This is a genomic window from Gammaproteobacteria bacterium, assembly GCA_015709695.1.
Lineage (GTDB): Bacteria > Pseudomonadota > Gammaproteobacteria > Steroidobacterales.
The window spans coordinates 2,253,791-2,279,172 of sequence record CP054183.1 but is presented as its reverse complement, the minus strand read 5'-3'; the positions used below and the strand labels follow the sequence as shown (position 1 = coordinate 2,279,172).

Below are 25,382 nucleotides of genomic sequence, written 5' to 3'. Positions count from 1 at the left end.
GTTCAGGCGTCCTCGGCGATGCGGTTGTCGCCGTACCAGATCATCGAGCGGCGCAGGCCCTCGTCGAGCGGCACCACCGGGTCGTAGCCCAGGTGGCTGCGCGCCTTGGCGATCACCGGGCAGCGGCGGTTGGGGTTGTCGACGAGGTAGGCGGCTTCCTGGCTGGTCTGGCGCACCACGCGGCCCTGGTAGCCGAACAGCTCGCGGCCCAGTTCCGTGAGTTTCCCGGCCAGGTCGGCCATGGAGATCTCCGGCTTTTCCACGCCGATGTTGTAGGCCTCGCCGGGCTGGCCCTTCACCAGCACCTTGAAGTAGCCGGTGACCGCGTCCGCCGAGTAGCAGAAGGTGCGCTTCGGCGAACCGTCCGAGAGCATGACGATGTCGCGGCCTGCCATGATGTCGCGGGCGAAGTCGGGGATGACCCGGCGGTCGCTGATCTTCAGGCCCGGGCCGTAGTTGTTGAAGGGCCGCGCCACCTTGACGGGTACGCCGTGCTGGGCCGCGAAGTTGACGCAGAGCGTCTCGCCATAGCGCTTGGCCTCGTCGTAGCAGGCCCGCGGGCCGGTGCAGGACACCAGGCCGCGGTAGGTCTCGGGCGTGGGAATCGCATCCGGCGAGGGGTCGCCGTAAATCTCGCTGCTGGAGAAGAACAGGAAGCCCTCGACCGGCCTGCCGGCATCGGCCTGCCGTCGTGCGTATTCGAGCAGCATGCGCAGGCCGTTGACGTTGGCATCCATGGTGCCGATGGGATCCTTGCGGTAGTAGGTCGGCGAGGCGATGGATGCGGCATGGATGATGAACCGGAAATCGCCGAGGTCGGCCGGCAGCGGGTCGCGGATGTCGTGGCGGACCAGGCGCAGGTGGCGGTTGCCTTCCAGGCGCGAGAGCCAGGCCGGCATGCCGCGCACGAAGCTGTCGTAGACCACGACGTCGATGGGTGCCGAGCGCCCGAGCCCGTTCCAGTGCAGGGCGGCCTGCACGAAATAATGGCCGAGGAAGCCGGCACCGCCGGTCAGCATCAGCCGCTTGCCGGCCATGCGGCCGAATTCCTCGCCGAGGTGGCTGCACATGGTGTCCAGGTCCAGCCTGACGACATCCTGGGCGTTCAAGGGGTTTTTCGTGCCTGTCATGGTGTTGAAGCGACCGCCGGCGTGGGCCGGGCCGCGGTTATCGTTGGTGACGGGCCGACATTAAAGCAGCTTTGTCCTGCCAATTCCTTGACCGGCCGCACGGATCGCCCCCGGCCCGGGGGCGGCGTGCCTCAGGGGGCCTGCATTTCAGCCAGCAGGCGCCTGAAGCCCGGTGCCTCGCGCAGCAGGCGGCCACCGACCTCACGGAGCTTGTCGACTTCTTCCGGTGGCAGCGCCAGGCTGGTCTTCACGCCGTCGAAGTAGCGACGCTCAGCGGGGTTCTTCAGGGCATCGAAGGTCACCTGCGCGAAGTAAGCCTGGCGTGGCCTGCCATCGGCAGCTGCTTGGCGTTGCCAGTCCGCCAGCCGGTCGCGTACCTGCTCGACGGTGTCGAGCGAGATGCGATCCACCGGGATGGACCACATCTGCTCCTCGAGCGTGCCGGTGCCCGGTGGCGCCGCCGAGCCGTCCCAGTCGACCCTGGGGAAGCGCAGGGCATTGACTGCAATGACCACCAGCCTGTGGGCCTTGCCGAAGGCCGGCAGCACCGCGTCATCGGCGGCCACCTTGCGCAGTTCCATGGCGCGCAGCAGCTCCGCCAGGCCCAGGTTCTCCGACAGCCCGCCGTCGAAGACGTGCACGAAGGGGCGGGCCGGATCTGCATAGGACTGCAGGGCGCGGGCGCGGAGCAGGGCGCGGCCGGGCGACTCCGCGTTGGCGCCGGCTGCGGCCGCGGCCAGCTCCCAGGGCGCCGGCTTGCGGGCGCAGGTGCCGCCCCGGTTCTCGAAGGTGACCGGCGTGAGCAGCGGCGGCAGCGCGGTCGAGGTGGCGATGGCCCGGCCCAGGCTGACCTGCGAGAGATCCCCGCAGAGCGCATCGAACTGGTCCTGGGTGAAGGTGAAGCGGGCGCCGGTGGTGACGTCGGTGCCGTTGATGATCAGGAACGGACCGCCGGCCTGCTGCAGCTCCGCGAAGCGGGCATGGTCGAACACCGTCTCGTCGTAGAGCTCGGCGAACAGGTCGGACTTGCCGAAGGTCGACGATGGCAGGCGAAACCAGTTGGCGGGCGAGAAGATGCGCAGCGCCAGTTCCCGCTCGAAATTGCGGGCCAGCACCTGCTGCGGGAACTCGTCGAACACCCGCTCGCCACGCCAGGCGTAGTAGGTGGCAGGCAGGGTGCCGCCGGAAACGGCGGAGATCACGTCCACCTCGTCGAGCAGGCGGCGCCGGCGGCCGTCGACCACAATTTCCGTGCGACGCAGTTCCTCGAGTACGCCGAAGCCCAGCGCGGCGGCGCGCATGCCGCCACCGGAAATCGCCAGCACCACCAGCAGGTCGTCGGAGCGGCCGGCGGGCGCGGAGTCGGCGAGGCGGTAACCGGGCTGGCCCGCCTGCTGCAGGGCCGGCGTGGCCGGCCAGTGGGCGCAGCCGCCGGCCAGGGTGACCAGCGCAGCCAGCACGACGCAGGCCGCAAGGCCGGTTTGGCGCCCTGGCTGCGGTTCGCGGCTCAGATCAGGCCCCCCTTGTCCAGCCGCTCGATGTCGGCGAGCTGCCAGCGGGTGGTCTCGCCTTTTTCCGGCAGGCGCACCTGGCCGTCACGCAGCAGCAGGTTCGCGGGATGGAAGACGGTGCGGGCATAGTTGTCGGCGTAGATCTGGAAGGGCTGGCGCACCAGCATGTTGGTGAGCCCGCCCTTGCGGCGGGCGGCGCGCAGCGCCTCGATGTCGATGGTGGCGGTGGCGACCATGGATTCGCCGCCGGCAGCGGCCTCGGCCAGCACGTCGCCCTTGTAGTCGATGATCTTCGACATGCCCGTGGACGATTCCGCCGGGATGGCGATGTGCTCGAGCCGCGCGGAGTTGGCCGAAATGACATAAGCGAGGTTCTCGGCGGCCCTGGCCCGGCGCGCGATCTCCTTGCCGGTCATGAGCGGGCTGCCCACCTCGCTGGTCGGATGCAGGAACACTTCGGCGCCGCGCATGACATGGCAGCGGGCGATCTCCGGGTACTGGATCTCCTCCGAGGCGATGGCTGCCAGGCGGCCGATAGGCGTGTCCGCCACCGGGAAGACCTTGTCGATGCCGTGGACCTCCAGGTAACGGTCCCAGACGTCATAGGGCGTGGGAGCACTCAGCGACACCAGTCGCCGATACCGCAGGATCACCGCGCCGCTGGGCTCGATGATGAAGCAGCACTGGAAATAGAGGTCCGGGAAATGCGGATCCACCTCGTAGGCATTGCCGGCGAGGTACAGGTCCAGGTCCCGGGCGATGGCGCCCAATGCCTGGTACTCGGGGCCGTCGATCTGCAGCGCGGCCTTGTCGCGCCATTCCGGCACCGACTCGCCCATCGGGAAGCCCGTGAGGAAATATTCCGGCAGCACCACCAGGCGGGCATCCATGCCGCTGTACTGGCGCAGGAAGGCCTTGCTGCCGGCAACGGCCTGGCGGACCCGGCGGATGCTGTCCGCCATGCGCTGGCGTGCGGTGGCGCGATCGGCACAGTCGTTGACGCAGGCGGTGGCGAGTTGCAGGGCGATGGCTGCATAACGCGGGATCGGCGTGGACGGAGTATTGTTTGACATCAAGGTTTCTTCCCGGGAGGGCGATGCGACGGGGCTGCCGCGTTGCCGCCGGCGGATTCTTCACCGTCCGGCGAGGCGGTGCAAGCCACGATTTGCTTTGCAGGACCGGTATGTATAATCCGGTGCAATTCCGCAGCCAGTCACTTTCAACCTGACCGTTTTCATCGGGCCCGGAGCCTCCGGGAAGCGCATCCCCTCGCCATGCAGCCCACCGATACCAAGAACCCGGACTACTTCCACAAGGTCGTCGATTGCCAATGGGGCTGTCCCGCCCACACCGACGTACCTGGCTACATACGCCTCATCGCCCAGGGACGCTACACCGACGCCTACATGCTCAACCGGCAGGCCAACGTGTTCCCGGGCATCCTCGGGCGCGTCTGCGACCGCCCCTGCGAGCCGGCCTGCCGCCGCGGTCGCGTGGAGGAAAAGCCGGTGGCGATCTGCCGCCTCAAGCGCGTCGCGGCCGACCTGCGTGACGATGTCGCCGCGTTGCTGCCCCGGGCGCCGGCGCAGAAGAACGGCAAGCGCGTCGCCCTGGTGGGTGCCGGCCCCGCTTCGCTGACGGTCGCCAACGATCTGCTGCCGCTCGGATATGAAGTGGTGATCTACGAGGCCCTGGGTGTGCCCGGCGGCCTGATGCGCAGCAATATTCCCTCGTTCCGCCTGCCCGTGGAGGTGCTGGACGAGGAGATCGACATGATCATCGGCATGGGCGCGGACCTGCGCCTCGGCACGCCGGTGGAGAGCATGCGGGCGCTGCTGGCGGAGAACTACGACGCGATCTTCGTCGGCAGCGGCGCGCCGAAGGGCAAGAACCTGCGCCTGCCGGGGCGCGAGGCGGCAGCGGCCAACATCCACATCGGCATCCAGTGGCTGGAGTCGGTGGCCTTCGGCCACGTCGAGCGGATCGGCGAGAAGGTGCTGATCATCGGCGTGGGCAACACCGCCATGGACTGCTGCCGCACCTCGCTGCGGCTGGGCGCGAAGAGCGTCAAGGTCATGGCGCGCAAGCCGCGCGAGTTCTTCAAGGCCTCGCCCTGGGAGCTGCAGGATGCCGAGGAGGAGACGGTCGAGATCGTGGTGAACCACGCGCCGAAGTCCTTCGTCGTCACCGGTGGCAGGCTCACCGGCATGATCTTCGAGAAGATGGCCTACGAATTCGACGCCCGTGGCCGCATCACCAGCGAGAAGGTCATCGGCGAGGAGCTGTTTCCCTGTGATGACGTGGTGCTGGCGATCGGCCAGGAGAACGCCTTCCCCTGGATCGAGCGCGATATCGGCATCGAGTTCGACAAGTGGGACGTGCCGGTGGTGGACGCCGGTACCTACCAGGGCACGCGGCCGGGCGTGTTCTTCGGCGGTGATGCCGCCTTCGGCCCGAAGAACATCATCTGGGCGGTGGAGCATGGCCACCAGGCCGCGATCTCCATCCACCGTTACTGCCACGGCGAGGACATCGCCAGCCGGCCGCCCTACGGCATGAACCTGGCCACCTCGAAGATGGGCATGCACGAGTGGGCCTTCAGCAACGCCTACGATGCCGCCGAGCGGCGCCTGGTGCCGCACGTCGCGCTGAAGGAGCGCTTCCAGAAGCTCGATCTCGAGGTGGAACTTGGCTTCACCGCCGAGCAGTACACCCGGGAAGTCGAGCGCTGCCTGAACTGCGACATCCAGACGGTGTTCACCGACAAGCTCTGCATCGAGTGCGATGCCTGCGTGGACATCTGCCCGACACGCTGCCTGACCATCACCCCCGACGGGGCCGAGGACGAGCTGCGCCAGCGCCTGTCGGCGCCGTCGGCCAACCTGGAGCAGGCGCTGTTCGTCTCCGGCCCGCTGCCCCAGACCGGTCGCGTCATGGTCAAGGACGAGGACCTCTGCCTGCACTGCAGCCTCTGTGCCGAGCGCTGCCCGACTGGCGCCTGGGACATGCAGAAATTCACCCTCAAGGTGCCCTACGCACGCGATGAGCCCGCTCCGGCCCTGCCCCGGGTCAAGACCGGAACCTGAACCCGCTGGCGCCAGCGCCCGCCGCCGGCCCCGGCCGGCGGCCATGGCAGCCGGCTGAGCCTGACAACCAGCTGCAACGAGCCCCATGAGCCACACACCCCGAGACAACGACTTCACCGTCAAGATCGCCAACGTCAACGGCACCGGCTCGGCCAGCGCCAACACCCTGCTGATGAAGTCCTTCTTCCGCATGGGCATCCCCGTGGCGGGCAAGAACTACTTCCCGTCCAACATCCAGGGGCTGCCCACCTGGTACGAGATCCGCGCCAGCAGGGATGGCTACATCTGCCGCTCCGGTCGCGTCGATGTCATGGTGGCGATGAACGCCCAGACCTACCGCAAGGACCTGGCGGAAGTGGCGGCGGGCGGCTACCTCATCTACGACTCCACCTGGCCCCGGGACCGGCAACTGGCCCGCGAGGACATCACGGTGCTCGGCGTGCCCCTGGCCCGCATGTGCAACGAGCGCTTCAGCAGGGCGCGCGAGCGCGTGCTGATGAAGAACATCGCCTATGTCGGCGTGCTGGCGGCCCTGCTCGACATCGACATGGGCGTGGTGCGCAGCCTGCTCCAGGAGAGCTATGGCGCCAAGCCGCAGCTGCTCGATTCCAACCAGGCCGCCTTCGACCTGGGCTACCACTATGCGAAGGAGCACTTCGCCTGCCCCCTGCCGTTCCGGGCGCAGGTGATGGACGAGACCGGCGGCCACATCATGATCGACGGCAACTCCACCGCCGCGCTCGGTGCGCTGTTTGCCGGGGCCACGGTGGTCGGCTGGTACCCGATCACGCCCTCGACCTCCGTGATCGACTCCTTCAAGCGCTACGCCGAGCGGCTGCGCAAGGACCCGGAGACCGGGCGCAGCAACGTGGCCATCATCCAGGCCGAAGACGAGCTCGCGGCGATCGGCATGGTGCTCGGGGCAAGCTGGAACGGCGCGCGATCCTTCACCTCGACCAGCGGGCCCGGCATCTCGCTGATGGGCGAGTTCCTCGGCTACGGGTATTTCACCGAGATCCCGGCGGTCCTGATCAATGTGCAGCGCTGCGGGCCCTCCACCGGCATGCCGACGCGCACGCAGCAGGCCGACATCATGGCCTGCGCCTACGCATCCCATGGCGACACGCGCCACGTGCTGCTGTTCCCGGCCAACCCGGAGGAAGCCTTCTATCTGAGCGCCGAGGCCTTCAACCTGGCCGAACGGCTGCAGACGCCGGTGATCGTGCTGACGGACCTCGACATCGGCATGAACGACTGGATGTGCCGCGAGCTGAAATGGGATGCCGGCTACCAGCCCGACCGCGGCAAGGTGATGAGCGCCAGCCAGCTGGAGGCGATCGAGAAGTTCCACCGTTACCTCGACGTCGACAACGATGGCATTCCCTGGCGCAGCCTGCCGGGCGTGCACCCGAAGGGCGCGTACTTCACCCGCGGCTCCGGGCACAACATGTACGGCGCCTATACCGAGGACGCGAAGGAATACCAGCATGTGGTGGACCGGCTGCGCCTCAAGTGGGAGACCGCGAAGACGCTGGTCCCCGGGCCGGTGGTCGACCAGGCCGGGCACCACCGCATCGGCATCCTCTCGGTGGGCAGCTGCGACGGCGCGGTGCGCGAGGCGCGCGACCGGCTCGCCGCGTCCGGCGTCGGCACCAGCTACCTGCGGGTCAGGGCATTCCCGTTCGGCAAGGCCGTGCAGGAGTTCCTCGACGCCCACGACCGCATCTACGTGGTCGAGCAGAATCGTGACGCCCAGCTGCGGGCGCTGCTGCTGCTGGAAACACGGGTCGAGCAGGACAAGCTCGTTCCCGTGCTCCACTACGACGGCTTGCCCGTCACCGCGGCGAGCATCGTCGACGGCATCAACCAGGACATGGCCAGGGGCAAAGCCGCATGAGCTACATCGCCAAGCCGAAGGTGGTCCACCCGGGGCTGCCGCGTAACGAACTCGGGCTCTCGCTGCGCGACTACGAGGGCGGCATGTCCACCCTCTGCGCCGGCTGCGGCCACGACTCCATCACCGCCGCGCTGGTGCAGGCCGCCTTCGAGCTGTCCATTCCGCCGCACCGCATGGCGAAGCTCTCCGGCATCGGCTGCTCCTCGAAGACCCCGGCCTACTTCGCCTCGGCATCGCATGGCTTCAATTCGGTGCACGGGCGCATGGCCTCGGTGGCCACCGGTGCCAGTGCCGCCAACCGCGACCTCACCTACATCGGTGTCTCCGGCGACGGCGACACGCTGTCCATCGGCCTCGGGCAGTTCTGTCATGCGATCCGCCGCAACCTCGACATGCTGTATGTCATCGAGAACAACGGCGTGTATGGCCTGACCAAGGGCCAGTTCTCGGCCTCGGCCGATGTGGGCAGCAAGGCGAAGAAGGGCGAGGTCAACCAGCAGCCCCCCATCGACCCCTGCCTGCTGGCGCTGTCGATCGGCTGCACCTTCGTGGCCCGCAGTTTCTCGGGTGACAAGGAGCACCTCGTGCCGCTGCTCAAGGCCGGCATCCGGCATCGCGGCTTCGCCATGATCGACGTGATCTCCCCCTGCGTGACCTTCAACGACCACGAGGGCTCGACCAAGAGCTACGACTTCACCCGCAAGCATCGCCAGGCGGCGATTTACGCGGACTACGTGCCCCCGGCCAGGGAGATCCGCAGCGAACAGGTGGCCGGTTCCGTCCAGTCCGTGACCCTGCATGACGGCAGCCGCGTGCTGCTGCGCAAGGTGGGTGCCGACTACGACGCGAGAGACCGCATGGCGGCATTCGGCTACCTCTCGCAGCGCCAGGCCCAGGGCGAGATCGTCACCGGCCTGCTGTTCATCGACGAGGGCCAGCCGGACATGCACGAAGTCCAGGCGACGCCGGCACAGCCGCTCAATGAAGTGCCCTATACCCGCCTGAATCCCGGCCAGAAGGCGCTCGATTCCATCCAGACGCGCTTCCGCTAGGCCATGAAGGGTGATCAGCGGCGGCGCGCTGGTCACGGGATGCGGCAGTGTTCGCGGAACTAGGCAGGCGCGGTTACCAGCTGGCCCGGCGCATCGTGGTCGCGGTCATCGGCGGAACCGTGGTGCTTGCCGGTGTGGTCATGCTGGTGACACCCGGTCCCGGGCTGGTGGTGATTCCGCTCGGCCTCGCCATCCTCGCGCTGGAGTTCGCCTGGGCAAAGCTCTGGCTGGAACGCCTGAAATCCCGCCTCACCAGGGAGCAGCTCAACGGGCTGCTGGAGAAGACCCGCAAGTGGTAATTCGGTGCCGGTGTTACGGTTTCGGTAACACGTGCTGCGAATCCGGTGCGTTTGTGCCGTTACCGAAACCGTAACACCGGCACCAAAAAACAAAAAAAAGGGCTCGCGAGGCGAGCCCTTTGGCGGCAGGATCCTGGAGGGGGGGAGCCTGCGGCTGACGGCATGTCCTGCCGTCGTTTCCTGGTCGTGCCGCCGAGGGGGGGAGGGACTGCGGCGCGACCGGGAAGTTCGTTGCTGTTGTGGCCCTACAGGCTGAGCGGCGATGCACCCAGCACACGGCTGGCGACGTGAGCCGCATGCGGCGTGAAGCCGGCATTGATGGCGGCAAAGACCATCACCGTGGCGGCAACGGCGAGGAGCAGCGCCGACAGGCGCTCGCCTGAAAAGTGGAAGTGTCCGTTCCTGGTGTCCATACGCTTGCCTTTCCTGCGTCATTCGGGCCCACCCTTGGGCCTACCCAGCTATTGCAGGATCCATGCCAATTCGTCATTGTGTTTACAAACAATGAATTAGAACATCTCAGGTCATTACGAAAAAACGTAATACACGAATTATCGTGACTTCAGTACACGGAATACCGTAAACTCTCTCCCCGTGACCGACCCCAACGAACAGAACACGGTGCTGATTCGCAGCCTGCCGGTGCTGCTCGCCCTGCTGGATGGCGAGGGGCGCTTCCTCGACGTCACCGATGAATGGGAGCGGCGCATGGGTTACGGGCGGGCCGAGTTGCGCGGCCGGCGACCGGATGACCTGGCGACACCGCCCAGCGCCAGGCGGATCCTCGAGGAGCACCTGCCCCGGTTCCGGCGCACCGGCCGCCTGGACCACGTCCCCGTCGAGTTTTTCACGAAGGACGGCCGCGCCCTGCCGCTGCTGGCGACCACGGTGGCGGTGTATGCGCCCGATGGCGGCAGCCTGCGCTACTCCGTTTCGCTGTTCGAGGAGCCCTCCGACCGCGAGCGGCTGGAGCGGCGCTACCTCGATCTCTACGAGTCCACGCCGGCGATGCTCCATACCATCGACGCCGACGGGCGTATCACCGCGGTCAGCAACCACTGGCTCGCCAAGCTGGGCTACCAGCGCAACGAGGTCATCGGCCGCTCGATCCTCGAGTTCATTGCCGATGAATCGCGGCGCGCCCTGCTGGACGGCAAGCTGCGCGAGCTCATCAGCCAGGGGGACGTGCAGAACGTGCCCCGGCAGATGGTCTGCAAGAACGGCGACGTGATGGACGTGCTGCTCTCCGCCCGGGCGGAACGCAACGAGCAGGGCCAGGTGATCCGCCTGCTGGTGGCCAGCAAGGACGTGACCGAGCGCAATCGTTCCGAGGCCCGCCTGCGCGATGCCTACGGGGAGATCGCCCGGCTCAAGGAGGAACTCGAGCGCGAGCGCGACTACCTGCGCGAGGAGGTCAACGTCTCGATGAACTTCGGCCGCATCGTCGGCCAGAGCCCGGCACTGGCGGCGATGATGGCGCGCATCGAGGCCGTGGCGGCCACCCCGGCCAGCGTGCTCATCATCGGCGAGACCGGCTCCGGCAAGGAACTCGTGGCGCACGCGATCCACGCCCGCAGCCAGCGGGCCAGTGGGCCGCTGGTGAAGGTCAATTGCGCGGCGATCCCCCACGAGCTGTTCGAGAGCGAATTCTTCGGCCACGTGCGTGGCGCCTTCACCGGCGCCCACCGCGATCGCGTCGGCCGCTTCGAGCTGGCCGACGGCGGCACCATCTTCCTCGACGAGGTCGGGGAGATCCCCCTGTCCCTGCAGGGCAAGCTGCTGCGCGTCCTGCAGGAGCGGGAGTTCGAGCGCGTCGGCGACGACCGCACGCGCAAGGTGGATGCGCGGGTCATCGCCGCCACCAACAAGGACCTCGAGAAGGCCGTCGAGGCCGGCGAGTTCCGCGAGGACCTGTACTACCGCCTCAGCGTGTTCCCGGTGCAGGTGCCGCCGCTGCGCAAGCGCGGCGACGACGTCATCCAGCTGGCGGCCCACTTCCTCGAGCAGGTCTGCCGGCAGTTCGGCCGGCCGGTGCCGCAGTTTACCCAGGGCCAGGTGGAGGCCCTGCGGCGCTACGACTGGCCCGGAAATGTCCGCGAGCTCAAGAACGTGATCGAGCGCGCCGTGATCCTCTCCCGCGGTGCCAGCCTGCGCCTGGACCTGTCGCTGTCGGAGGCCGGTGTCTCCCCGGCTGCGGCCGTGCCCGAGGCAGCACCGGCGGCGGATCCCGCCACGGGATTCATCACCGAGGAGCAGATGCGCGACCTGCAGCGGCGCAACCTGCTCTCGGCGCTGCAGGCGGCGGGCGGGCGGGTGTCCGGCAAGGGCGGTGCCGCCGAGCTGCTCGGCATCAAGCCGACCACGCTGGCCGATCGCATGCGGGCGCTCGGCGTCGAGCGGCCGCGCCGCAAGGCCTGAGCTGCCGGCTCAGGGCCGGTAGGCGAGCGCCAGCTCCAGGCCGAAGTCCGGCGCGCTGTCGACGCGCAGGTCCTCGAACACCCCGAAGCGCAGGCCGAAGCGCTCCGCGAAGCGCCAGTCGCCACCGAGGCCGAGTTGCAGCGAGTGGCCGCCGAGCATCCTCAGCTCGCTCTGCCAGGCACCGCTGTGCCCCATCGCCTGCATCACCAGGTCCAGTGCCGGCACCAGCCGCCAGGAGAGCGAGCCTTCGTAGTAGTAGACCTGTCCGGCCGCAGCGGGCAACGGCGCATCCACATCGCCAGGCCAGAGGATGCCGGCACGCAGCGACCAGCCCAGCCGCTCGCCGGCGACGCCACTGGCAGCGAGGCCGGCAGCGATGTCGGTCGAGCCGCTGCCGGTGAGATCGCGGGCATCGCCGGTGCCCCACTGGATGTCGGTGGTCAACTCGACCAGGGGCAGGGCCGGGTCCGCGTCAGCACCGGCCAGCACCCAGGCCGCCGAGGTGGTCACGTCGCCCAGGCCGGCCACCTGGCTGTGCAGGGCCAGCGATGGCGTGTCGCCGCGTCCGTAGTCGTAGCGCAGGTCCCCGGTGGGCAGGGACGGACGGATGCCCGGATCGAGCCCGAGGCCGTCATGCCAGGTGTCGATGAAGCGGTCGAGGAAACCGCCACCGTGGCTGATCCAGGGCAACTCCACGCCGAGGCTGAGCCGACTGCCGAAGCGCCGCCCCGCGCGCAGCGTCAGCACCTGCGTCTCCCCGTCGAAGAGCAGGAATTCCGCTGCGGACTCCTGGCCCACCGCATTGTTGGCCACCGACCAGGCCAGTTCGGCGGCGGGCATCGTGGCGCCGGTCCAGCCGGTGGGCACGCCGATCACGCCGGTGAGCGGGCCGCGGTCCGTCATGGGCAGGTGTGCGACGGGGCCGGCATCGCTGCCTGCCGCCGCCACCGGTCCTGCCAGTCCCAGCAGCAGCACGATGAGCCCCGCGTGCCTGCCGCGCCTGCGTGCTGGACCCGTGCGCCCGGGTTTCGGCACAATCACCGCCTTTGTTGTGTCCTCATCCCAGGCATCGCGATTCATGCGCTCCACACTACTGTGGCTCATGGCCCTCCTGCTGTGGCCCGCAGCACAGCCTGCTGCAGCCGGCCAGGCCACCGGCCTGCCGGATACGGTGAGTGCCGCGCTGGCACGCGCGAAGATCCCGCAGGAGCGCTTCAGTGCGTACGTGCAGGAAGTCGGCCACGACAAACCCATCCTCGCCTTCAATGCCGATACGCCGCGCAATCCCGCCTCCGCCATCAAGCTGGTCACCACCTACCTGGCGCTGGAAACGCTGGGGCCCACCTACACCTGGAAGACCACGGCACTGGCCTCCGGCGCGCCCCACGGCGGCGTGCTCGACGGCGACCTCTACCTCAAGGGCCAGGGCGATCCCTATCTCGTGCTGGAGCGCTACTGGCTGCTCATCCGCGAGATCCGCCTGCGGGGCGTGCGCGAGATCCGCGGCGACGTGGTCATCGACAACAGCTATTTCGATGTCGGCGACGCCGATCCCGGCGATTTCGACGGCCGCCCCTACAGCACCTACAACGTCATCCCCGACGCGCTGATGGTGAACTTCCAGGCCGTGAATTTCATGTTCAGGCCCGACGCGGCGCGCAACCGGGTGGAGATCGCTGCCGACCCGCTGCCCGCCAACCTGCAGATACGCAACCAGGTGCAGCTCGTCAACGGCAGCTGCGGCGGCACCCGCAACCGCATCAATTTCTCGGTGGCGACCGTCGGCAACCACGACGAGGCCACCTTTACCGGCCGCTTCAGCCGCCAGTGTGCCGAGTACCGGGTGACACGCAGCCTGATGAAGGCGCCCGAGTATGCCTACGGGCTGTTCCGCGCCCTGTGGGAGGAGAGTGGCGGCACCATCCGCGGCCGTTTCCGCCGCGCCACCACCCCATCGAGCGGCATGCGCACCCTGGCGACCCTGGAGTCCGTGCCGCTCACCGAGGTCATCACCGCGACCAACAAGCACAGCAACAACATCATGGCCCGCCACCTGCTGCTGACGCTGGGCGCACAGCGCTTCGGCGCCCCGGGCACGGTGGAGAAAGGGCAGCGCGCGGTCCAGGAGGAACTGGAGCGCCTGGGGCTGGCATTCCCGGAACTGGCCATCGGCAACGGCTCCGGCCTCACCCGCGACACCCGCATCTCCGCGCGCAGCCTGACGCGCCTGCTGCTGGCTGCCGAGCGTGGCCCCTACGGCTCGGAGTTCGAGTCCTCGCTGGCGCTCGCCGGGCTGGATGGCACCGCGCGGCGCCGCTTCGGCGGGGCCGAGTTCACCGGCCACATGCACCTCAAGACCGGCACGCTGAACAACGTGCACGCCCTGGCGGGCTACGTGCAGACACCGGGCGGGCGCAAGTTCGCGGTAACCATGATGCAGAACTCGCCCGGCTGGGCCGACGAATCCCAGCAGGCCCTGCTGCGCTGGATCTATCGCCAGCCCTGAACCCGCCCCCCGGCGGCGCGGCGCAACCTGCTAGAATCCCGGCAGTCCGTGCAGCGCAGGAAGCGGGAGAGGCCACGCATGAAACTGATCACCGCCATCATCAAGCCGTTCCGGCTGGACGACGTCCGCAACGCCCTCGCGGAGGTTGGCGTGAACGGCATGACGGTCACCGAGGTGAAGGGCTTCGGCCGGCAGCGCGGCCACACGGAACTCTACCGCGGAGCCGAGTACGTGGTCGATTTCCTGCCCAAGGCCAAGGTGGAAGTGGCGGTGGCCGATGAGCTGGTCGAGCGCGCCATCGAGGCGATCTCCACAGCCGCACGCACCGGCAAGGTGGGCGACGGCAAGATCTTCGTCATCGACCTCGAGCAGGCGCTGCGTATCCGCACCGGCGAGACGGGCGACGGCGCCCTCTGACGCGGGTAGCAGCCAGCCCACCCGGAAGTCTCAGGCGGCATCCGCCGCCTGCAGCGCCCGCGCCCGCCAGGCGCGCCATCCAAGCAGCACCAGCAGGATCAGGCAGTAGACCAGCGGCTCGGTGAAGTCCTTCTTCACCTGCCACCAGAAGTGCCAGCAGACCAGCAGCGCGGCCGGGTAGATCGCCTGGTGCAGCAGCTGCCAGCGCCGGCCCAGGCGCCGGCGCCAGCCGGCGGTGGAAGTCACGGCCAGCGCGGTGAGCATCAGCAGTGCCGTGGCGCCGACGATGATGTAGGGCCGCCGTGTGAGGTCGCCCAGGATCTCGTTGGTATCCAGGGCCCGGTCCAGCAGCAGGTAATTGGCGAAGTGCAGGGCGGCGTAGGTGAAGGCGAACAGCCCGAGCATGCGCCGGAACCGCAGCGGCCAGGCCTGGCCGCTGGCCTGGCGCAGCGGCGTCACGCACAGTGTCACCAGCAGCAGGCGCAGCGCCCAGAGGCCGGTGCTGTCCTGGATGGTCTCCACGGGGTTGGCCCCGAGCCCGGTGCCGCCGAGGCCCGTGGCGCCGGCAACCAGCCGCAGCAGCGGCAGCAGCGCGGCTGCGAACACCAGCGGCTTCCAGTACAGCCGCAGCTGCCGCAGGGTCGGCACGGCCAGCTCCCGGCCTAGAAGTTCCGCACCAGGTCCAGGCCCGTGTAGAGCGAGGCGACCTGCGCGGCGTAGCCGTTGAACGGCAGCGTCGGCTGCTTGGGCGAGAACAGCGCGGAGCCGATGCGCCTCTCGGTCGCCTGGCTCCAGCGCGGATGGTCCACCTTCGGGTTGACGTTGGCGTAGAAGCCGTACTCGTCGGCGGCAGCCGCCGACCAGGTGGTGCGCGGCTGCCTGGCGGTGAAGCTGATGCGGACGATGGACTTGATGCTCTTGAATCCGTACTTCCAGGGCACGACCAGCCGCAGCGGTGCGCCGTTCTGGCTGGGCAGTTCGACGCCATAGAGGCCCACCGCCAGGATGGCCAGCGGGTGCATGGCCTCGGCCATGGTCAGCCCCTCGACGTACGGCCAGTCGAGCACCGGGCTGCGCTGGCCCGGCATCTCGGCGGGCCGCAGCACGGTCTGGAAGGCGACGAACTTCGCCTGCGAGGTTGGCTCGAAGCGCCTGATCAGGTCGCCCAGCGGAAAACCCACCCAGGGGATCACCATGGACCAGGCTTCCACGCAGCGGAAGCGGTAGATCCGCTCCTCCAGCGGGTGCGGTTTGAGGATGTCCTCCAGGGTGAAGCGGCCCCTGATGCCGGCCTCGCCGTCGATGGTGACGGTCCACGGCTTCGGGCGGAAGTCGCCCGACAGCTCGGCCGGGTCGGACTTGTCCAGCCCGAACTCGTAGAAATTGTTGTAGTGGGTGATGTCCTCGAAGCTGTTGCCGGCTTCGCGGGTGCTGAGCGGGCTCTGCCTCACGCTGGTCAGGCGCCGGTACTGGCCCGGGATGTCCCCGGCCGGGGCCCCGCGGCCGAGCAGCAGTCCGGCACCGGCGAAACCCGCGGCGGCCAGCAGCCGGCGGCGGCTGCGGTAGACGGCTTCGGGCGTGATGTCCGAGGAACGGACAGGGCCAGGGCGCCTGATCAGCATGGCATGGGTGCTCCCGGGGTCGTGTGTCGCCTATGGCCTCGCCGGGCCTGCGTATCGGCCGTTCAGGTCCCAGTCGAAATCCAGGTAGCGCAGGGCCAGGCGCCCCTCCAGCAGCGCGGCGCGGCTGGCGGGCTCATCGACATGGCGCGCCAGCCAGCCGGGCAGGCTGCCGGCCGCGGCTTCGAAGTCGCTGCGGTGCCAGTCGAAGAGCGGCGACAGGAATGCCGTCCTGCGCGCGATGTCGAAGCGGTTGCGGCTGACGTCGTTGACGAAGCGCCTGCTGGCGGCATCGAGCTGCGCGTCCAGCGTCCCGGGCAGGTAGGCGTGGCTGGACAGGCGTGGGCCGGACAGCGCGGCGCGGGCCAGGGCAAGCTGCGCGCGGGGATCACCGAAAGGGCGCAGGCGCTGCTGCTCGATCTCCTCCAGCGTCACCTTGCCGCCGCCCAGCCCGAACTTCAGCGAGCCGAAGAAGCGCCGCCGGCCGGAGCTGGAATCGGGCGTATGGCCCTGGAGGATGCCCTGGATGGCGAAGGCGTTGTAGGCATTGATGTAGAAGGCCAGCGCCTCGTTGCGTTCCGTGGGTGCCTGCGCGGTCGCCAGGTCCGTGACGAAGCGGGCGAACTTCGGGTTGTCCGCGATGCCGTCGTAGTCGACGTAGCCGTCGCGGACGTTCTGCAGCAGCGCTTCCTCCAGCAGTGCGTAGTCGGGCGCGGCAGCCCTCCCGGCCGGCGCTGCCAGGGCCAGTACCAGCACCGCCAGCAGGCCGAGTGCCCGCATGAACCCGCGGCCTGCAATGATCTGTCCCCGTGGCATGTCACCCGTCCGTTGCGCGATCACCGCAAGCATAAACCTTCCGTGGCGACGCGTTCACCGGCCCGCCTGCTGTGGCGTGGCGGATGACGGTTCGCCGCAGAGGAGCACGGCCGTGCCGTGGACGGCGCCGGCGCGCAGGTCGTCCAGCGCCTCGTTGGCCTGCTGCAGCGGGTAGGTGCTGATGCGTGCCGTGACGCGGGCAGCGGCCGCGGCCCGCATGAACGACACACCGTCCTCGCGCGTCAGGTTGGCCACCGAGCGTACCTGGCGCTCGCCCCACAGCGTGGCGTAGGGAAAGGCCGGGATGTCGCTCATGTGGATGCCGCCGCAGACCACCGTGCCGCCCTTCCTGACGTCGCGCAGCGCCTTGGGCACCAGCGCGCCCACCGGGGCGAAGATCAGCGCTGCGTCCAGCGGTTCCGGCGGGGACTGGTCGGAACCGCCGGCCCAGTCGGCGCCGAGTTCGCGGGCGAAGTCCTGTGCCGTGCGGTCTCCCGGCGAGGTGAAGGCCAGCACGCGGCGGCCCTCATGGCGGGCGACCTGGGTGACCAGGTGCGCGGCCGAGCCGAAGCCGTAGATGCCGATGCAGCGCGCGTCGCCCGCCATGCGCAGCGCGCGCCAGCCGATCAGCCCTGCGCAGAGCAGCGGCGTGGCCTGCGCGGCAGCCAGCGTCCGCTCGAGCGGTATGCAGTAGCGGGAGTCGGCCAGCATGTGGCTGGCGTAGCCCCCATCCACATGGCAGCCGTGGAACGTGGCCTGGTCGCAGAGGTTCTCGCGGCCGCTGCGGCAGAACAGGCAGGTGCCGCAGGTGCCCGCAAGCCAGGCAGCACCGATCCATGCCCCGAGAGGCAGCACCGCCCCGGGTCCCCGCGCCACCACCTCGCCCACGGCCTGGTGGCCGGGCACCCGCGGATAGCTGGCGGCCGGCAGTTCGCCGTCCTGCAGGTGCAGGTCGGTGCGGCACACGCCACAGGCGTGGACGCGGATCAGCACCTGGGTGCCGCTGCAGGCGGGCAGGTCGCAGTGTTCCTCGCGCAGGCGCGCGCCCGGGCCATCGAGGACCATGCGGCGCAGGACTTCGGCCTCAGGTCCCATCGTGGCGGTCCCCATCCGACCCCGGGTAGGCGAGCGGGCCGCCCGGTGCGCCGCTTCCTGGGCCGGGCGACTGCAATGGCACGTCGGGGTGGCCGGGTGCCGGGCGCGGATAGCGGAAGGCATGGCGCAGCTGCACGTCCGGGCGGTCCACGGGCTCCCCCTCCGCCATGGCCGGGCGGAACGCCGCGGCATCCAGCATCCGCAACATCTGCCGGTCCATCAGCCCGGGCGGCGTGGATTCGATGATCCGGGCGCCATCGGCGCGACCGTCCGCGGTGACGGTGAGCATGGCGACGACCACGCCCTCGTCCTGGCCGGCCGTACCGCGGGCCGAGGCCTTGAGTTCCTTGCCTTCCACGTCCACCACGTCGGGCAGCTGCGGGCCGCCGATGCGCGAGGGCTGCGCGAAGTAGCGGTCGCGGTCCGCGAGCAGCGCATCGTCGCCGGACAGGTCGCGCCAGGCCTCCGCATAGCGCTGGCGCGCGGCCCGGGGCTGGCGCGCGACGATGTAGAGATCGCCCAGCGCGACCAGCAGCTGGGCCCGCTTGCGGTGGTCCACCACCTCCTGTGAGTCGATCAGGTCGAGGCCGCGCTTGAGCACGGCAGCCGAGGCAGGAATGGCGCCTTCGTTGCCATAGGCCAGCGCTTCGCCGAGATAGCTGTCCACCATCGCCGGGTCCTTGTCGCCGCCGCTGGCGCGGATGATGCGGCGGGCTTCCTGGAAAGCGGACTGCGCCTCCGGGTACTGGCCCGTCCGGTTGTACCAGCGGCCGAGCTTCTGCAGCGCTTCGGCCAGCGCCGCACTGTCCTCCGGTGCGTGGCGCTTGTGGATCGTCAGCTGGATGCGCTGCTGGCTGTTGGCCTTGGCCAGCTCTCCGATGCCCAGGAAGGTCTCGGACAGGCCGTCGCGGATCCTGAGTTGCTCGAGGTTGTAGAAGCCGGCACTCGTGTGATTGGCGTGCAATGCCTGGTGGTAGGTCTCGGCGGCCTGCTGGTAGAGCCCGCCGCGCGCGTAGGTGGCGGCGAGGCCGACCAGCGGGTTCACCAGGCGCGGCGACACCAGGCCGTCGCGCCGCTCGACGATGGCGATGGCCTGGCGGTAGCTGGACTCGGCGGCCAGCAGGTCGCCGTGCTGCATCTGCGCCGTGCCCAGGTTGGTGAGCGGCGTCACCATCTCCATGCTGTCCTGGCCATGCATGCGTGTTGTCAGGTCCACGACCTGGGCAGCGATGGCGATGGCTTCCTCGTAGCGTTTCTCGTCGATGAGACGCAGGAAGGTCTGCTGGGCCGCGTCGCGCAGGGCGGCCGCGTCCACTGCGGCTGCAGGTGCGGGTGCTGTCGCGGCAGCGGGGGGCGGGCTGGCTTCCGGAACCTGGCCGGACGCGGAGAGCACCACCGCCAGCAGGCAGGTGGCGGACCGTGCCGGAGCGCGGCCTGCCGATGGCTTGCGGGTCATGGTGGAGGAGGCGGACACAGGACCGTAATGTAGCACCGGTGCCGGCGCTGGCCGGATGACGTCGGCAGGCGCAACATGTTTGCCCTGGTGGCAGACGGAGCAGCCCATGCTGTGGCGCGAGAAGCGGACACTCATGCCGGATCCGAAGGAGGCGCTGCCGGGGCGCGCGATGCGCATGCCGGTGCCGGCCCGCCATGCCGTCAACGGCAATCCCCTGCAGCCGCCGTTCCCGGAGCGGATGCGACAGGCGCTGTTCGGCCTCGGTTGCTTCTGGGGTGCGGAGCGCCGCTACTGGCAGCTGCCTGGCGTATTCAGCACGGCGGCCGGCTATGCCGGCGGCTACACGCCCAATCCGACCTACGAGGAAGTCTGCAGCGGGCTCACCGGCCACAACGAGGTGGTGCGGGTGGTCTTCGACCCGGCGGCGATCAGCTACGACGAACTCCTGCGCAGCTTCTGGGAAGGCCACGACCCGACGCAGGGCATGCGCCAGGGCAACGACGTGGGCACGCAGTACCGCTCCGGCATCTACTGCTTCGACGAGGCGCAGCGCGAGGCAGCGCCGCAGTCACGGGACCGCTACGCCGGGGCCCTGCGCGCCGCCGGCCATCCGCCGGTCACCACCGAGATCCTGCCGGCGCCGGAGTTCTACTACGCCGAGGCGTACCACCAGCAGTATCTGGCAAAGAACCCCGGTGGCTATTGCGGACTGGGCGGCTGTGGCGTGCCCTTCCCGGGCGCGCTGGCGCGGAGCTGAATCCGCCGTCCACTGGCCTTGCGGTGCTCAGGCGACGCGGCGCCGCTGCCTTCCCAGCAGCGCGAGGGCGCTGGCGAACAGCCAGGCAGCGCCGGGCAGGGGCACGAGGGCCGGCGGTGCACCGCTGCTTGCCGCAACGTCGTCCCAGAACGCATCGCCGGTGAGCATCAGGTACTGCGACAGCGGCCCGGAAGCCGTGTAGTAGCGGCTGAAGGCGAAATCGACGTCGTCGCCGCGGATGCTGAAATCGATGCAGCGCCCGGCGATGCCCTGGCCGCAGTCATCCGCGGTGGAATCGTGGGCCATCTGCACCAGCACCCACCGGTCGAGGACGCTGCTGCCGAGCGAGGGCAGGCTGGCGGGTGGCTGGCCGGGGATGGCCGACTCCAGCGATGGCGTGCCCGCCCCGGAGATCTGCAGGTACCAGCCCCAGCTGGGCATCGCCAGGCGGGCGCCCGCGCCGCCCGAGTCCACGCGCACCCAGGCCTGTACCCACCAGTCGGACGCATAGCCGGTGGGAAACGTGACCGAGGCCGACGGGTAATCGCCCTGGTTTGCAGGATCGAGGGAATGGGTGGCGCCGAGGGTGAGGGATCCGCCCGCGCGCAATGACTGCGTGCCGCCGTGCGCCTGTGCATCGGAGATGGCGCCGGCCGAGTAGCCGCCCCAGCCGCCCTGGCCGGCGCTGTACGGCGGATTGCCGCCGATCGCGCCGATCGCAAAGTCTGGTGATTCGAAACCGACGGTGAGCGTCGTCACCGTCGCAGCCTGCGTGACGGCGCTGGGCGTGACAACCACGAGTACCAGCACGAGTAAAGCAATGTGCTGCATGGCCGGCCTCCATTCGGGCCACGAGGGCCCTGCGAGCTACGCTACGCCGCTGCAGCAAACGCCGCAATGCCGCTGGGGGCGGGGGTTACATAATCCCGGGCAAGCCGGCCTAGAAGTTCACCCTCACCGTCATGCCCCAGGTCGCCGGATCGCCCAGGAAGGCGTTGAAGGTCTGCGTCGAGCCCGGTCCGGTGCCGGTGCCCTGGAGCGGGGCGTCGAACACCACCTGCGCGTAGTCGCGGTCGAAGATGTTGTTGCCCCAGACCTCGAATACCCAGCGGTTGTCGTTGGTGCGGAAGCCCAGGCCCGCGTCGACCACCGCGTAGGAACTCTGCTCCTTCTCGATGTCGAGGTCCGAGCCGGTGTTCATGTCGCTGTTGAAGCGGAAGTTGCCGTGCACGAACCCGGTGAGCATGTCCGAAATCGGCTGCTCCCAGGTGGCCGCGGCGGTCACCACCCAGAACGGCGCATTGGTCAGGCGCTGGCTGCGCAGCGCGGCGGGCGTATCCGTGCCGTCGTCGTAGCGGGCGTCGGTGTAGGCCGCGCCACCCTGCAGCCGCAGGCTGTCCGTCAGCTGCGCGAGCACCTCCAGTTCGACGCCCTTGGAGGTCACCTTCGGCAGGTTGCTGACGGTGAAGCCGGTGCCGGTGAAGCTGTTGAGCTGGAAGTCGTCGAACTCCTCGTAGAACGCCGCGACATTGAGGGTGAGGAAGTCCCACAGCCGCGACTTGCTGCCGATCTCGTAGGCATCCACGGTCTCGTTGCTGAACTCGAGGTCCCTGGCCGAGGGCGTGATCACCGGCCGCGGCGGCGGGAAGGCCAGCGCCATCAGGGGGTTGGCGAATCCCGCCCGGTCGAGGTTGAAGCCTCCGGCCTTGTAGCCCCGGCCGTAGGAGACATAGGCGAGCCAGTCCGCGGTGATGTCGTAGGACAGGGCGATGGTACCGCTCCATTCCTCGTCGTCATGGGTGCCGGCATAGCTGCCGTCCACCAGCGAGTTGTAGAGCGGTGTGCAGACCAGCTGCGCGGTCGCCGTGAGGTAGGGCAGCAGAGCCGGCACGGCGGCCAGTCGCGCGGCGGCGGCCGTGCACGCCGGGTTGTCGGCGACCAGCCTGGCGTCGAGGTCCTTGCTCTCGTCGGTGTAGCGCAGGCCGATGGTGAGCCGCAGGTCGTCGCTGATGTTCCAGATGTTGTGCGTGAACAGCGCCCAGCTGTCGGCATCCTGCTTGAAGTGGTCGCTCTGCGCGCCGCGGCCGTCCACGAAGACGGAGCCGGGCGCCATCCCGGTGATGGTGCTGAGCTGGGTCAGGCCACCGCCGGGATTGAGGCCGTACAGCAGGAGGTTCGCATAGCCTTCATAGGCGTTTCCGGTGCGCACCGCATCGATGAAGGTCAGTTCCTCGTTGATGTAGTAGGCGCCCAGCAGCCAGTCCACCGGGCCGGTGGTGCCGGCGAGCCGCAGCTCCTGGCTGAAGGTCTCGAAGTTGTTCTCGTAGGTGCCCGGGGCGCGGTAGAGGATGTCGGCGTTGGTGAAGTCGATGTCCTGCGAGCGGTCGGAATCCCATTTCCGGTAGGCGGTGATCGAGGTGACCGTGCCGATGCCGATATCCCAGTTCACCTCCGCCGAGGCGCCCCATTCCTCCACGTCCTGGTCGTAGCCGCGCTGCGGGTTGCTGTACATCTGGCGCGCGTAGGGATCGGGCGGATTGACCACCTTGCCGCCGACGGCGGCGATGGCGGCCGCTGTCGGGCCGACCACGCGGCTGACGGAGGCGCAGCAGGTCTCGTCGCGGTTGGCGTAGTCGACGATCAGGCGCAGGTCCAGGTCATCGCTGATCGGCCCGCCGAGCTGGGCACGCAGCAGGTAGCGGTCGCGGTCGTTGTACTCGCTGCCCGAGGCCAGATCATCGATGAAGCCGTCGCGCTTGGTGAAGGTGCCATCGAGCCTGAAGCCGAGGCCGCCGAAGGCCGGACCGGTGGCGCCGGCGCTGAGGTTGTAATAGTCGTAATTGCCGAAGCTGGCATCGGCATGGGCGCTGTACGCGTCCAGGTCCGGCGACTTGGTGATGATGTTGATGACGCCCGCCGAGGCGTTCTTGCCGAACAGCGTGCCCTGGGGGCCGCGCAGCACCTCGATGCGCTCGATTTCCCCTAGGTCGGTCAGCGCCACGTTGTTGCGGTTGCGGTAGACGCCGTCGATGAACACCGCCACCGAGGATTCCAGGCCGAGGTTGTCGCCGGTGGTGCCGATGCCGCGGATACGGGCCACGGTGCCGGCGGTTTCCGACTGCGAACTCGACAGCACCAGGCTCGGCGACAGCACCGCCAGGTCGCGGATGTCGCGTACCCCGGCTTCACTCAGCGAATCGGCGCCATAGGCGGAGATGGCGATCGGCACCTCCTGCAGCGACTGCTCGCGCTTCTGCGCGACCACCACGATCTCGTCGATCTCGGCGGCTGCCGGGAACGCCGCCAGGAGGGCGGCCACGGCCAGCCCTCCCGCAGCCCTGCCTTGGGCGATGGTCGCGGGCTGGTGCTGTACGGCAAGGAATGCGCGGGTGCGTCGCATGGCACGACCTCCTGTTGACCGTGGGACCGGAAAGAGACGGGGGATCGCGGTGGCCGTCCGCATCAGCATCCCGATGCGGAGGTGTTGACCATGTTCAGAGGACCTGAGCGCATGGTGATCCACGATGTGGCCGACCATAACACAGGGCGATGCGGTTCAGGCAAGCGCAGGTGCCCGTTCGGTTGCCTGGGTTACACTTGCCGCTGCCGAATGACCCCATCCCGGAACCGCATCGCCAGGCAGCTGACCGCAGCGCTCGTCGCCACGGTGGCCATTAGCCTGCTAATGCTGGGTTTCGACGGCTTTCTCCGGAGCATGCACACGCTGACCCGTATCTACTTTGCACCCCGCGCGGCGCCGCCGCCGCCAGCCACCGAAGTGGTTACCGGGCCAGGCGTGGTACCGGCCTTCGTGGTACCGCCGGAAGATGTCGCAGCACCTGCGGCTGCGCCGGCCGACCCGGCCGGGCTGACCGGCCCGGTCCGGAAGGGCGGCGAGCCGCGCCGCTGACCGGGTCGTCATGCCGCCGGCGGGCGCCGGCACGGCCTTCGTGATGCCGGGCCTGGCAGCGGCCGTCCCTGCCTCGCACGGGGAAAGTTCCTGGAGTATGGTTGGGCGCAGGCGCGCCGCACCCCGCGGCGCTGCATGAAGGTCAAGTGCAGGAGGTGCACCATGGCCGGATTGTCTTCAGCCTCGCAGGGCGCAGGGGGATGCCTGCTGCTGGCCGTGCTCGCGGCCTGCTCCCCGGCACCCTCCCCGCAGCAATCGGCCGATACCGGCCCGGCGGCCAGCCCGGCCGCGGCAGCCACACCCGTGCCAGGCGTCGAGTTGCCGGTACGCAAGGTGCCCAACCTCCCGCCGGGCGGCGAAGCCTACTACGCCGCAGACAGCCTGCATCTGATCGCCAACATGGACGACCCGCAGGCACAGCGCGCCGAGGGTTCCGGTGGCGGTGGCTCCCTGACCTACGTGTTCACCGACGATGGCAGCGTCGTCCGCCGCATCAATGACCACGGCCAGGATGCCTGCTCATACTTCTTTCCCGACATGAAGCAGATCGTCTGGACCTCCACCCGCGACAACATGGACATGCCCTTCGGCAACTGGTTCGACGATGCCGACTATCCGCGCGGCGCGGAGCTCTATCTCTCCGACCCCGAAGGCGGGAATGTCCGGCGCCTCACCCATAACCAGTGGTACGACGCGGAGGTGTCCGTATCGCCGGACGGCAAGTGGATCGTCTTCGGGCGCCAGACCGACGGGCGCATGGATCTCTGGCGGATGCGCGCCGACGGCAGCGGGGAGCAGCAGATCACCCGCACCGATGACTGGCAGGAAGGCGCCCCGTTCTACATGCCGGACAACGAGACCATCATGTTCCGTGCCTGGCAGAGGAGCGTGAAGAACGAACTGCGCAAGCAGCAGCCGCAGGGGCAAAGGCGGTGGATCACGCCGATGACCGTCTTCACCATCCGGCAGGACGGCACGGGCCTCACCCAGCGCACTTTCGACCGCGACATGAACTGGGCGCCGTATCCGGCGCCGGATGGCCGTCACTATGTGTTCGTGCGCGTGGTCGACGGCAACAACTGGGAGGTCTTCCTCGGCGACCTCGCGGGCGATGCGCCCCGGCGCCTGACCTACAGCCCGGGATTCGACGGCTTGCCGTCGCTGTCACCGGATGGCCGGAAGATGGTCTTTGCAAGGCAGGCGGCAGGATTCTCGGTGTATGTGATGGATGTGTCTTCGCTCGGACTCGGGCCCGGGAACTACAAGGGCATCCCGGCCACTCCGGTACCCGACAATGCGGTGATTGCCGACATGCGCCCCGCCGCCAGCACATTATCGGAGTAATCCGCGCCCGTCCCGGCCTCGTCGCCGTTCCACAGGCGGCCAACGGCATGGCCCCGCATTTGCAGTGGC

Annotated in this window: 22 protein-coding genes; 10 read left to right on the top strand and 12 right to left on the bottom strand. The window is 68.9% G+C overall.

The window, feature by feature from the left end; all coding sequences use genetic code 11:
• Positions 1-2 precede the first annotated feature (2 nt).
• From HRU81_10615 to HRU81_10605, 3 genes are all read right to left on the bottom strand, one after another.
• Positions 3-1,130, bottom strand: coding sequence for an NAD-dependent epimerase/dehydratase family protein (locus tag HRU81_10615; protein QOJ32524.1), 1,128 nt, complete (start codon positions 1,128-1,130; stop codon positions 3-5).
• 131 nt (positions 1,131-1,261) lie between these two features.
• Positions 1,262-2,590 carry a patatin-like phospholipase family protein gene (locus tag HRU81_10610; GenBank protein QOJ32523.1) on the bottom strand — a complete coding sequence of 443 codons (1,329 nt, stop codon included), beginning with the start codon at positions 2,588-2,590 and terminating at the stop codon, positions 1,262-1,264.
• A 47-nt stretch (positions 2,591-2,637) separates the two neighbouring features.
• On the bottom strand, positions 2,638-3,714 hold the full coding sequence (locus HRU81_10605; GenBank protein ID QOJ32522.1) for a nitrilase: 1,077 nt from the start codon (positions 3,712-3,714) through the stop codon (positions 2,638-2,640).
• A gap of 201 nt (positions 3,715-3,915) precedes the next feature.
• Here HRU81_10605 and HRU81_10600 point away from each other — a divergent pair, with 201 nt between their 5' ends.
• The 4 genes from HRU81_10600 to HRU81_10585 all read left to right on the top strand — a co-directional run bounded on the left by HRU81_10600 (position 3,916) and on the right by HRU81_10585 (position 8,975).
• Entirely contained in the window at positions 3,916-5,727 is a 1,812-nt protein-coding gene (locus HRU81_10600) for an FAD-dependent oxidoreductase (protein QOJ32521.1), read from the top strand.
• Positions 5,728-5,812: 85 nt separating this feature from the next.
• Entirely contained in the window at positions 5,813-7,624 is a 1,812-nt protein-coding gene (locus HRU81_10595; protein QOJ32520.1) for a 2-oxoacid:acceptor oxidoreductase subunit alpha, read from the top strand.
• Positions 7,621-8,676, top strand: coding sequence for a 2-oxoacid:ferredoxin oxidoreductase subunit beta (locus HRU81_10590; GenBank protein ID QOJ32519.1), 1,056 nt, complete (start codon positions 7,621-7,623; stop codon positions 8,674-8,676). The genes HRU81_10595 and HRU81_10590 overlap by 4 nt, the downstream gene beginning before the upstream one ends.
• A gap of 47 nt (positions 8,677-8,723) precedes the next feature.
• Positions 8,724-8,975 carry a hypothetical protein gene (locus HRU81_10585; GenBank protein ID QOJ32518.1) on the top strand — a complete coding sequence of 84 codons (252 nt, stop codon included), beginning with the start codon at positions 8,724-8,726 and terminating at the stop codon, positions 8,973-8,975.
• Between the two features lie 245 nt (positions 8,976-9,220).
• Here the strand turns inward: HRU81_10585 and HRU81_10580 are convergent, their stop codons facing one another.
• Positions 9,221-9,388, bottom strand: a complete 168-nt coding sequence (locus HRU81_10580; GenBank protein ID QOJ32517.1) for a hypothetical protein — start codon at positions 9,386-9,388, stop codon at positions 9,221-9,223.
• A gap of 181 nt (positions 9,389-9,569) precedes the next feature.
• On the opposite strand from HRU81_10580, the gene HRU81_10575 reads away from it, so the two are divergent.
• Positions 9,570-11,393 (top strand): sigma 54-interacting transcriptional regulator, encoded by a 1,824-nt coding sequence (locus HRU81_10575; protein ID QOJ32516.1) that lies wholly within the window; start codon positions 9,570-9,572, stop codon positions 11,391-11,393.
• Positions 11,394-11,402: 9 nt separating this feature from the next.
• On the opposite strand, the gene HRU81_10570 is transcribed toward HRU81_10575, so the two are convergent.
• Positions 11,403-12,497 carry a DUF3187 family protein gene (locus HRU81_10570; GenBank protein ID QOJ32515.1) on the bottom strand — a complete coding sequence of 365 codons (1,095 nt, stop codon included), beginning with the start codon at positions 12,495-12,497 and terminating at the stop codon, positions 11,403-11,405.
• Here HRU81_10570 and dacB point away from each other — a divergent pair.
• Positions 12,472-13,899 (top strand): D-alanyl-D-alanine carboxypeptidase/D-alanyl-D-alanine-endopeptidase, encoded by a 1,428-nt coding sequence (dacB, locus tag HRU81_10565; protein ID QOJ32514.1) that lies wholly within the window; start codon positions 12,472-12,474, stop codon positions 13,897-13,899. The genes HRU81_10570 and dacB overlap by 26 nt on opposite strands.
• A gap of 78 nt (positions 13,900-13,977) precedes the next feature.
• Complete coding sequence (locus HRU81_10560; GenBank protein QOJ32513.1) at positions 13,978-14,316, top strand: P-II family nitrogen regulator; 339 nt, start codon at positions 13,978-13,980, stop codon at positions 14,314-14,316.
• Positions 14,317-14,346: 30 nt separating this feature from the next.
• Here HRU81_10560 and HRU81_10555 read toward each other — a convergent pair whose 3' ends face one another.
• The 5 genes from HRU81_10555 to HRU81_10535 are packed head-to-tail and all read right to left on the bottom strand — an operon-like array spanning position 14,347 to position 19,302.
• A complete protein-coding gene (locus HRU81_10555) occupies positions 14,347-14,970 on the bottom strand; it encodes a sulfoxide reductase heme-binding subunit YedZ (GenBank protein ID QOJ33372.1) in 624 nt (207 codons plus the stop codon).
• An 8-nt stretch (positions 14,971-14,978) separates the two neighbouring features.
• On the bottom strand, positions 14,979-15,938 hold the full coding sequence (gene msrP, locus HRU81_10550) for a protein-methionine-sulfoxide reductase catalytic subunit MsrP (protein QOJ32512.1): 960 nt from the start codon (positions 15,936-15,938) through the stop codon (positions 14,979-14,981).
• Between the two features lie 30 nt (positions 15,939-15,968).
• Positions 15,969-16,751, bottom strand: coding sequence for a DUF547 domain-containing protein (locus HRU81_10545; GenBank protein ID QOJ32511.1), 783 nt, complete (start codon positions 16,749-16,751; stop codon positions 15,969-15,971).
• A 54-nt stretch (positions 16,752-16,805) separates the two neighbouring features.
• Positions 16,806-17,846, bottom strand: a complete 1,041-nt coding sequence (locus tag HRU81_10540; GenBank protein QOJ32510.1) for a zinc-dependent alcohol dehydrogenase family protein — start codon at positions 17,844-17,846, stop codon at positions 16,806-16,808.
• Complete coding sequence (locus tag HRU81_10535) at positions 17,836-19,302, bottom strand: TonB family protein (protein ID QOJ32509.1); 1,467 nt, start codon at positions 19,300-19,302, stop codon at positions 17,836-17,838. The genes HRU81_10540 and HRU81_10535 overlap by 11 nt, the downstream gene beginning before the upstream one ends.
• Before the next feature lie 106 nt (positions 19,303-19,408).
• Here HRU81_10535 and msrA point away from each other — a divergent pair, with 106 nt between their 5' ends.
• The gene (msrA, locus tag HRU81_10530) at positions 19,409-20,059 is read left to right on the top strand and encodes a peptide-methionine (S)-S-oxide reductase MsrA (GenBank protein ID QOJ32508.1); all 651 of its coding nucleotides are present in this window, start codon (positions 19,409-19,411) and stop codon (positions 20,057-20,059) included.
• A gap of 27 nt (positions 20,060-20,086) precedes the next feature.
• On the opposite strand, the gene HRU81_10525 is transcribed toward msrA, so the two are convergent.
• Together HRU81_10525 and HRU81_10520 are read right to left on the bottom strand one after the other, a co-directional pair.
• Complete coding sequence (locus HRU81_10525; protein QOJ32507.1) at positions 20,087-20,890, bottom strand: hypothetical protein; 804 nt, start codon at positions 20,888-20,890, stop codon at positions 20,087-20,089.
• 109 nt (positions 20,891-20,999) lie between these two features.
• Entirely contained in the window at positions 21,000-23,459 is a 2,460-nt protein-coding gene (locus tag HRU81_10520; GenBank protein QOJ32506.1) for a TonB-dependent receptor, read from the bottom strand.
• Between the two features lie 210 nt (positions 23,460-23,669).
• Between HRU81_10520 and HRU81_10515 the strand changes: the two genes are divergently transcribed.
• Complete coding sequence (locus HRU81_10515; GenBank protein ID QOJ32505.1) at positions 23,670-23,969, top strand: hypothetical protein; 300 nt, start codon at positions 23,670-23,672, stop codon at positions 23,967-23,969.
• Positions 23,970-24,131: 162 nt separating this feature from the next.
• Positions 24,132-25,313 (top strand): PD40 domain-containing protein, encoded by a 1,182-nt coding sequence (locus HRU81_10510; protein ID QOJ32504.1) that lies wholly within the window; start codon positions 24,132-24,134, stop codon positions 25,311-25,313.
• Positions 25,314-25,382 lie beyond the last annotated feature (69 nt).